Genomic DNA, 7,912 nt, shown 5'->3' with positions numbered 1-7,912 from the left:
CCCTAAGGGCGGCGGGTCGGGGAGGGAGGATCAGCGGGCGGTGTACGCGCCGTCCACCAGGTGGTAGCTGCCGTGGACGAACGAGGCACGCTCCGAGAGCAGGAACACGATCAGCTCGGCGACCTCCTCGGAGTGGCCGAGGCGGCCCGCCGGGTGCAGGGAGACCAGCGCGTCGTAGTCGTCCTTGTTCATCTTCTGCAGCAGCGGGGTGTCGATGAAGCCGGGGCCGACCGCGTTCACGCGGATGCCCTTCGCCGCGTACTCGGCGGCGGCGGTCTTGGTCAGGCCGACGACGCCGTGCTTCGCGGCGACGTAGGCGGGCGAGCCGGCGAAGCCGACGGAGCCCAGGATCGAGGCGACGTTCACGATGGCGCCCGCGCCCGCGGCCTCGATGACCGGGAGTTCGTAGCGCATCGAGTAGAAGACGCCGTCGAGGTTGGTGCGTACGACGCGGTTGTAGACGTCGATGTCGTACTCGCCGGTCGGCTTGCTCTCCCCGCCGATGCCCGCGTTGTTGACCGCGAGGTGGAGCCCGCCGAACGTGTCGACGGCGAACCGCACGGCGGCCTCGACCGACGCGGGCTCGGTGACGTCCACGGCGACCGCGGCGGCCTTGATGCCCTGCGCGAGCAGCTCGGCGGCGGCCTTCTCGGCGCCCTCGGCGTTGTAGTCGGCGATGACGACGTTCGCGCCGCCCGCGCCCAGACGGCGGGCGGTCGCCAGGCCGATGCCGGAGGCGGCGCCGGTGACCAGGGCGGTCTGGCCCGCGAACTCGGTGGCGTAGTCGGGGACGGTCGTGGCGGGGGTGGTGCTCATGGTGCTGTTCACTTTCCTCATCCGATGTGGGGGGCGGCGAGTGCTGCCTCCCCGGTCAGGACGGCGTAGGCCTGCTCCACATGTGCGGCGAGGTCTGCGTCGTGACGGTGCCCGCCGCGCGCCCAGCTGCGCAGGGCGGCGGTCAGGACTCCGGCGGCGGCGCCGACGACGACGGCCGGGCGCTGGTCCCGGCCGGGGTCGGTGCCGAGCCGGTCGGCGATGATCCGGACGGACTCGTCCTGGGCGTCGACCCGGACGCGTTCGTACGCGGCGAACAGGGCGGGCTCCGTGTCGACGAGGGCGAGGAGCTCCCGGCGCCGGGCCCGGCGGTGCAGGGCCGGGGACTCCTCGGCGGTGAGCCAGTCCCGCACGGCCGCGTGATAGGCGGCCAGCGGGGGCTCGTCGGCGGGGCGGGCGCGCAGGGCGGCGTTGATGCGGTCGCCGTCGGCGCGGGTGAAGTCGAGCGCCGCGGCCTCCTTGCCGCCGAAGTGGCGGCTGAAGGTGCGGCGCGTGACGTCGGCGCGCTCGGCGATGGCCTCCACGGTGACGGCCGCGAGGCCGTGCTCCAGGATCAGGTCGATGGCCGCGTCGGCGAGCGCTTCCCGGGTCTGCCGGGCCTTGCGCTGCCTGCGGTCCTCGCCGCCTGTGTCCGTGGCCGGGGCGCCGGGGGCCGCCGGGGTCCCTGAGCCGGATTCCGTCGCCTTGTTCATGTCTTCGACTGTACACCCGTCATGTCCCAATGGGACACCTGTCCCGCCGGGACTCAATCTGAGGGTGCCGCCGCGGGCCGCAGATCGAAGACGCCGTACCCGAACGCCTGCGCGCTGACGAGCCCGCTCGCCGCCTCGACGCCCTCGGCCTCCAGCGCCAGCGGGCGCGCCTCGCCCAGCGCATCGGTGGCGAAGTCCGCCGGGGTGCTGCGCGGATTGATCACCACGAGATGGCGCCCGCCCCTGACGTACACGAACGGATAGCCGTCGTGCAGCACCTCCACCGAGCCGTCGGGACCCAGCTCCGGGGTGGCCTTGCGCAGGGCGATCAGGCGGTGCACCAGGTGCAGCAGGGAGGTCTCGTCGGCCCGCTGGGCGGCGACGGCGGGGCGTCGCGGGTCGGGGTCCACGGGGAGGTAGAGACAGTCGGCCGGCGCGCTGGAGAACCCGGCGTTCGCCCCCGCGTCCCACTGCATCGGGGTGCGCGAGCCCGCCCGGTTGTAGCGGGGGCCGAGCACGCTGCCCTCGGTGTCGGGCAGGCCGGGGATGTAGCGCATGCCGATCTCGTCGCCGTAGTAGATCGCCGGGAGCGTGGGCCAGGTGAGCTGGAAGGCGAAGGCGGCCGGGAGCTGCTCGGCGGTGCGCGGGCCGCAGTTGAGGCGGGAGAAGTCGTGGTTGGAAGTGGGCAGCGCGATGTGCCCGGCTTCGCCCACGGCCTCGCGGGCGGCTTGCCACGCCGCGACGAACGTACGGGCCGAGCCCTTGCCGCTCGGGTCGAAGAAGCAGTCGAGCGGATCCCAGCTCTCGTCGGCGGTGCCCTCGCCGTTGTTCCACAGGGAGCGCAGGGGGCCGCCGTTGGTGGGTCCGCCGAACTGCAGGAAGAAGTCGGCGTGGAATCCGGCGGGGACGGACACGGCGGGATCGCCCCACTCCGAGAGCAGCACGGCATCCGGATGGGCGGCGTCCAGCCAGCCGCGCAGCTGTGTCCACACCGCGGCGGTGGCGCTGCGGTCCGGGTCGTCCTTGACCAGGGAGTGCGCCATGTCGACGCGGAACCCGGCGAGGCCCAGACCCAGCCAGTGGTCCATGATCTCGCGCAGCGCGGCTCGGTTGGCCCGCGGCCCCTCGGCGTCGACGGGCTGCCGCCAGGGCTCGGCCGGATCCATCCGGGCGTAGCCGAAGTTGAGGGCGGGCTGGGAGTCGAAGAAGTTGGGCAGATACGCGCCGGGGCGGCTTCCCGGCGACCGCACGAACCCGTCCGGAGAGCCCTGCGGCGCCCAGATGTAGCGGTGGTCGTCGGGGTCGTCGGCCGCGGCGGTGAACCAGGGGTGCCGGTCGGAGGTGTGCCCGGCCACCAGGTCGAGCAGGACCCGGATGCCGCGCCGGCGCGCCTGCGCCACCAGCTCGGCCAGATCCTCGTTCGTGCCGTAGCGGGGTGCGACGGAGAGATAGTCGGTGACGTCGTATCCCGCGTCGCGGAACGGCGAGGCGAAGCAGGGATTGATCCAGACGGTGTTGACGCCCAGCCAGGCCAGGTGGTCGAGACGGCCGGTGATGCCGTTGAAGTCGCCGATGCCGTCGCCGTCGGAATCGGCGAAGGACTGCGGATAGATCTGGTAGAAGACGGCGTCGGAGAGCCAGGCGGGGGCGGGGCCGGATGACGTCATGGCAGGGGTACAGCCTTTCCCTCGTACGGATGCGGTACTTGGGGCGGTCGGGTCGTACGCGTCCGGCCCGGCGGGCCCGGGTGCGTCAGAACGACACACCTAGACCGGCAGGGCGCACACGGGGACGGGAGCGGCGAACGGCTCGCCCGCCGGACTCAGCCGGCCGTCGCCGCCCACCGTGAAGACGCTGACCGAGTCCGACTTCTGGTTCGCGGCGAACAGCAGCTGCTGGGACGGCGAGAAGGCGATGTGCCGGGGGAAGTCACCGCCGGCGGGAACCGTGTCGAGCAGCCGCAGCCGGGCGCCGTCGGCCTCCACGGCGTAGCGCGTGAGGCTGTTGTGCCCGCGGTTGGCGAGGAAGGCGAAGGTGCCCTCGCGGGTGACGAGCAACTGCGCCGGATAGCTGGTGCCTTCACCGGTGCCGGTGGACTGCGGCTCACCGGGTGTCAGCCGCCCGCTCGCCGGGTCGTAGGCGCAGACGACCACGGTGTTGTCGAGTTCGTTGGCCAGATACGCGAAGCGGCCGGACGGGTGGAACGTGAGGTGGCGCGGCCCCGCGCCCGCCCGCAGGGCGGCGTACGAGACCTGGCTGAGCTTTCCCTGCTTGGTGTCCAGGCGGTAGCTGTAGACGGTGTCATTGCCCAGGTCTACGGCGAGGACGTGCCCGCCGTCCGGGCTGGTGACGATCTGGTGGGCGTGCGGCCCGTCCTGTCCCGGACCCGGAGGCGGGCTGGAGTGGGTGGCCAGATCGCTCAACTCGCCCAGTGCGCCGGAGGATTCGACGGGATGGACGGCCACGCTCCCGGAGCCGTAGTTGGCGCTCAGCAGCCAGCGCCCGCCCGGGTGCACCGACAGGTGGCAGGGCCCGGCGCCGCCGGTGGCGCGCGTGCCGAGGACCTCGGGGCCCGCGGCGGAGAGGGCGATCGCGGTCACGCCGCCCTGCTCCCGCTCGTTGACGGCGTAGAGGGTCTTGCCCGAGGGGTGCAGGCACAGGTAGGAGGGATCGGGTACGCCGGTCAGCGTGCCGGTGCCGGTGATGCGCCCGCTCGTCTCGTCGTACGAGGCCAGGCCGAGGCCGGTGCCGCCGCCGGCCCGGGTGGTGTACGTGCCGAGGAAGAGCTGCCGTGTGCGGCGCGGCGTCCGTCCGGCGGGCGGGGCGGACGGGCCGGACAGGGGCGAGAGGGCGGACGCGGACGCGGGCGCCGGTGCGGCGACGACGGCGGCGGCAGCGGTGGCGGCGACGGCTCCGATGAACCCGCGCCGGCCCCAGTTGTCCGCCGCGGGCGATCCGTCGGACCCGCTGTTCATCCCTGCCGCCATGTCCGCTCCTCGGGGTGTCGGTAGTGACGCGTGTGGTCGTACGGCCAACAGCGTGGTGCCTGCCATGCGCACGATCAAGGGGACTGCCGGCAGGCGGCAGGGCGGGCGGCCGGGTGTCCGCATCCTGCGGACGCGGAACCGGGAAGGTGTCACATACAGCGTTTGAAATACGGAGAGTAACTATGGCCGGTGAGTGGCGCATATGCACCGCACAGCGGCCGGTGCTGCCCCCCGGAGGTATGAACTGGCCCTGAGCGGGCAAGATGTAGGTGCCATTCGCGGTGCCGCCCCAGACCCCGGCGGCGTCGGGCGCCGGCTTCCGGACCGCGCCGCTCGCGTTGTCGTTACTCTTCGTATGCGGGGTACAGAGATCTTAGGGGGTGGATCATGGGCACGCCCGACCCGGGCTTTGGGCTGCGTCACCGTGTGGTGGACGGATCGATCATTCTGACGTTCAGGGGTGAACTCGACGCTTGGGCGGACCAGCAACTCTCGCCGCGCATAGCGGAGTTAATGGCCCGGCCGGACGAGGACATCGTGGTGGACCTGCGGCAGGTGACGTTTCTGGACGCCGGCGGACTGCGGCTCCTCGTACGCATCAAGGGGCAGGCCGCGGCCAGACGGCGCCCTCTTCGCCTGGTGCGCAGCAGTCCGCGCGTGTGGCGGGTGCTGCGCATCACGCGGCTCGACCGCAGTTTCACCGTCCTGGACGGCATGCCCGCCGCCCTGGACGCGCCCGATGACGACGACGGCTGCGAGGGAAACCTGAACAGACCAGCCTAGAAAGGGAGCAAGTGGCAAATCTGATTACATGATTCGCCGACGCCGCATCCTCTCCGGCTCGCTGACCGCGACCGCCCTGCTCCTCGCCCTGCCCGCCGTCCCGGCAGCCGCGGCGACCGCCCGCCCCGAGCCGCCCTGCACCGCCGGCACGGCCCCCTACCAACGCCAGCTGGAGCAGGAGCTGCGCAGACCGGTCGACGGGGTCCAGTCGCCGGAGGACTGCGCGGCGATCCGGCAGTTGCAGCGGCGCCTGGGAGTCTCGCCCGCCGACGGGCTCGCCTCGCTGCGCACGTACCGGACGCTGGTCGCCGACCAGGTCCGGCGCGACCCCGCCGCCCGCCGCAGCTGTCCCTCCCGGGCCTACCGCGTGGTCTGCGTCGATCTGACCCGGCAGATCCTCTGGGTCCAGGTGAACCGGCGCCTGGTCTTCTCGCCGGTGCCGGTGCGCACCGGGCGCGACGGGCTCGAGACGCGGCGCGGCTGGCACCGGATCTACTGGAAGCACCGGGACCACTTCTCGACGATCTACGACGTGCCGATGCCCTACGCCCAGTTCTTCGACGGCGGCCAGGCCCTGCACGGCACCCGGAACGACCTCTTCTCCTCCGGGTCCGGCGGCTGCGTGAACCTGACGGTGCCGGACGCGAAGCGGCTCTACGCCCTGCTGCAGAAGGGCGACCGGGTCTACGTATGGGGCACGAAGCCCGGCACCGGCGGCTGACCTGCCGTCATCCGCCGGTGCCGGGCCTCACGCGCGGCTCAGCCCTTGCCGCCCTTGTGCGGGTCGCCCCGCTTGTTGCTCAGCCGGACGGTGACGCCCTTGTCGGCGTTGTCCTCGGTCAGCCGGTAGGGGCCGGTGACCGCGGGGGAGGGCCGGCGGTAGCCGTCCGGTACGGCGGTCTCCTTGAGGTAGTAGGTGCCCAGCGGCAGGCCGGGGAAGTCACAGCGGCCCCGGCCGTCCGTGGCGCAGCCCTGGCCCCTGCGGGTGTCCGGGTCCGCTCCGGTGGTCTGCAGGCCCGCCCTGCCGTTGGTTTCGCGCCACAGTTCGAAGACGGCCCCGGCCAGCCGGCGGCCGTTGGTGCGGTCCGTCTTGATGACGTGCAGGGCGCCCACCGGGTCGACGACGGGAGTCTTCACGTTCTCCGCGGTCACCTCGACGTCCTCGCGCGCGTTGGCCGCGGTCACGACGAGCGGGCCGAAGACGCCCGGCGAGGGCAGGTCGTACCCGTCCGGGGCCTTGGTCTCCACCCAGTAGTACGTGCCGAGCGGCACCGGCCTGCGGCACTCGCCCCGGGCGTCGGTGGTGCACGGGGGGCCGATCTGGTCGTCGGGGTTGTCGCCAGAGGTCTGCACGCCCGGCACCCCGTTGGTCTCGTGCCACAGCTCGAAGACCGCGCCCGGAAGCACCGTCCCGTCCTCCGCGTCCTTCTTGGTGACCTCGACCGTGCCGGTCTGCGTCGGCCCGGTCCCGCACTCGGGCAGGTCGCCCACGAAGGGGTAGTTGTGGAACTCCTGGCCGCCTCCGCCACTGGCCGCGCTGGTGTGGGTGAGCGAACCGGCGGTGAAGAAACGGCCGTTGATGCCGGGCAGGCTGACCGTGGTGTCCGAGTCGTCCTGGCCGATCAGCATGCTGCCCTGGAACTGCCCGGTGCCCTTGAGCTCCAGGTCCGTCGCGTCGGGGAAGTTCCACAGCAGGCGCTCGCGCAGCGCGTTGAGCGGATCGGTCGCGTCGTCGATGCCGCCGCTGTAGGTGTTGATGACCCGGCGTGTGCCAAGGACATTGACCAGGACCGTCGCCCCGTCGGGGATGTTCGCGAACCGGACGCCCTCCTGTCCGCCGCTCGCGCCGGCCAGGTCGAAATCGACGTTGAACACCTGGAGCGCCGAGGTGCCGTCCCCGGTGAACAGTGTCTCGCCGCCCGCGTGCACGGCCGTACCGGTCGGCGTCCGGGTGCCGTTCTCGCCGTGCGCGTAGCACTGGCTCGCCGCGCTCAGCTGACCGCGCAGCGCGGTGTAGGGCGCTGCCGCGTCCGGGTCCCGGGGCGTGTCCCGGGCCAGGATCGTGCCGCTGGCCGTGCCCGCGTGGCGCACGACCCCCTGCTCCGCGAGGAGCCGCTGGCCCTCGGCGACCGTGACGTCGCCCCCGGTGGTGAGCCAGTCGGAACCGACCGGCGGCGCCACCCGGGAGCCGACGCCCGCCTCGCCGATGTTGTAGACGGCGCTGACCCCTGCCTTCTTGTTCTGGTCGAAGTCGCCGAGGACGACGACCCGCCCCTCGGCCTCCGCCGCGCTCCCGCGTACCAGGAAGTCGCCGCCCGCGAAGATGTTGATCGCGTTGTCGCGGTAGCGGATCGTGCCGTTGGTGACGGGCGGGTAGGGGCCGGGCGGGCAGGTGCCCGGCACGCAGGGGCCGAGCCCGCCGGGCAGCGGAGCGGCCGCGGCTCTGCCGGCCGGTGGGTCCCCGGCCGGCGCGACGGCGCCCTGGGCGGGGAACACCGGGACGGACGCGGCGGCGAACGCGCAGGCCAAGGTGGTCAGCAGGCGTCCGGTGCGCTGCGTGCGGAACAGTGCGGGCATGTCGATTACCAGCTCCTCAGCCGATAGGAAGGGCTCCTC

The 7,912-nt window shown here is 72.7% G+C and carries 7 protein-coding genes; 2 read left to right on the top strand and 5 right to left on the bottom strand.

Going from position 1 to position 7,912, the window contains the following annotated elements; translation table 11 throughout:
* Positions 1-30: 30 nt before the first annotated feature.
* The 4 genes from ACQKIP_RS33300 to ACQKIP_RS33285 all read right to left on the bottom strand — a co-directional run bounded on the left by ACQKIP_RS33300 (position 31) and on the right by ACQKIP_RS33285 (position 4,513).
* On the bottom strand, positions 31-816 hold the full coding sequence (locus ACQKIP_RS33300) for an SDR family NAD(P)-dependent oxidoreductase (protein ID WP_365859473.1): 786 nt from the start codon (positions 814-816) through the stop codon (positions 31-33).
* Between the two features lie 17 nt (positions 817-833).
* Positions 834-1,526 carry a TetR/AcrR family transcriptional regulator gene (locus ACQKIP_RS33295; RefSeq protein ID WP_365859471.1) on the bottom strand — a complete coding sequence of 231 codons (693 nt, stop codon included), beginning with the start codon at positions 1,524-1,526 and terminating at the stop codon, positions 834-836.
* A gap of 53 nt (positions 1,527-1,579) precedes the next feature.
* Entirely contained in the window at positions 1,580-3,193 is a 1,614-nt protein-coding gene (locus tag ACQKIP_RS33290; protein ID WP_365859469.1) for an alpha-amylase family glycosyl hydrolase, read from the bottom strand.
* A gap of 99 nt (positions 3,194-3,292) precedes the next feature.
* Complete coding sequence (locus tag ACQKIP_RS33285) at positions 3,293-4,513, bottom strand: lactonase family protein (protein ID WP_365859467.1); 1,221 nt, start codon at positions 4,511-4,513, stop codon at positions 3,293-3,295.
* A 387-nt stretch (positions 4,514-4,900) separates the two neighbouring features.
* Here ACQKIP_RS33285 and ACQKIP_RS33280 point away from each other — a divergent pair, with 387 nt between their 5' ends.
* Together ACQKIP_RS33280 and ACQKIP_RS33275 are read left to right on the top strand one after the other, a co-directional pair.
* Complete coding sequence (locus ACQKIP_RS33280) at positions 4,901-5,296, top strand: STAS domain-containing protein (RefSeq protein ID WP_365859465.1); 396 nt, start codon at positions 4,901-4,903, stop codon at positions 5,294-5,296.
* Positions 5,297-5,324: 28 nt separating this feature from the next.
* The gene (locus tag ACQKIP_RS33275) at positions 5,325-6,017 is read left to right on the top strand and encodes a L,D-transpeptidase family protein (protein WP_427745007.1); all 693 of its coding nucleotides are present in this window, start codon (positions 5,325-5,327) and stop codon (positions 6,015-6,017) included.
* A gap of 38 nt (positions 6,018-6,055) precedes the next feature.
* On the opposite strand, the gene ACQKIP_RS33270 is transcribed toward ACQKIP_RS33275, so the two are convergent.
* Positions 6,056-7,912, bottom strand: a 1,857-nt coding sequence (locus tag ACQKIP_RS33270) for a choice-of-anchor A family protein (protein ID WP_427745006.1), incomplete at its 5' end; no start/stop codon positions are given.

The organism is Streptomyces sp. NPDC059900, assembly GCF_050270335.1.
Classification (GTDB): domain Bacteria; phylum Actinomycetota; class Actinomycetes; order Streptomycetales; family Streptomycetaceae; genus Streptomyces.
The sequence above is the reverse complement of the archived record's forward strand: the minus strand, read 5'-3'. Positions and strand labels throughout refer to the sequence as shown.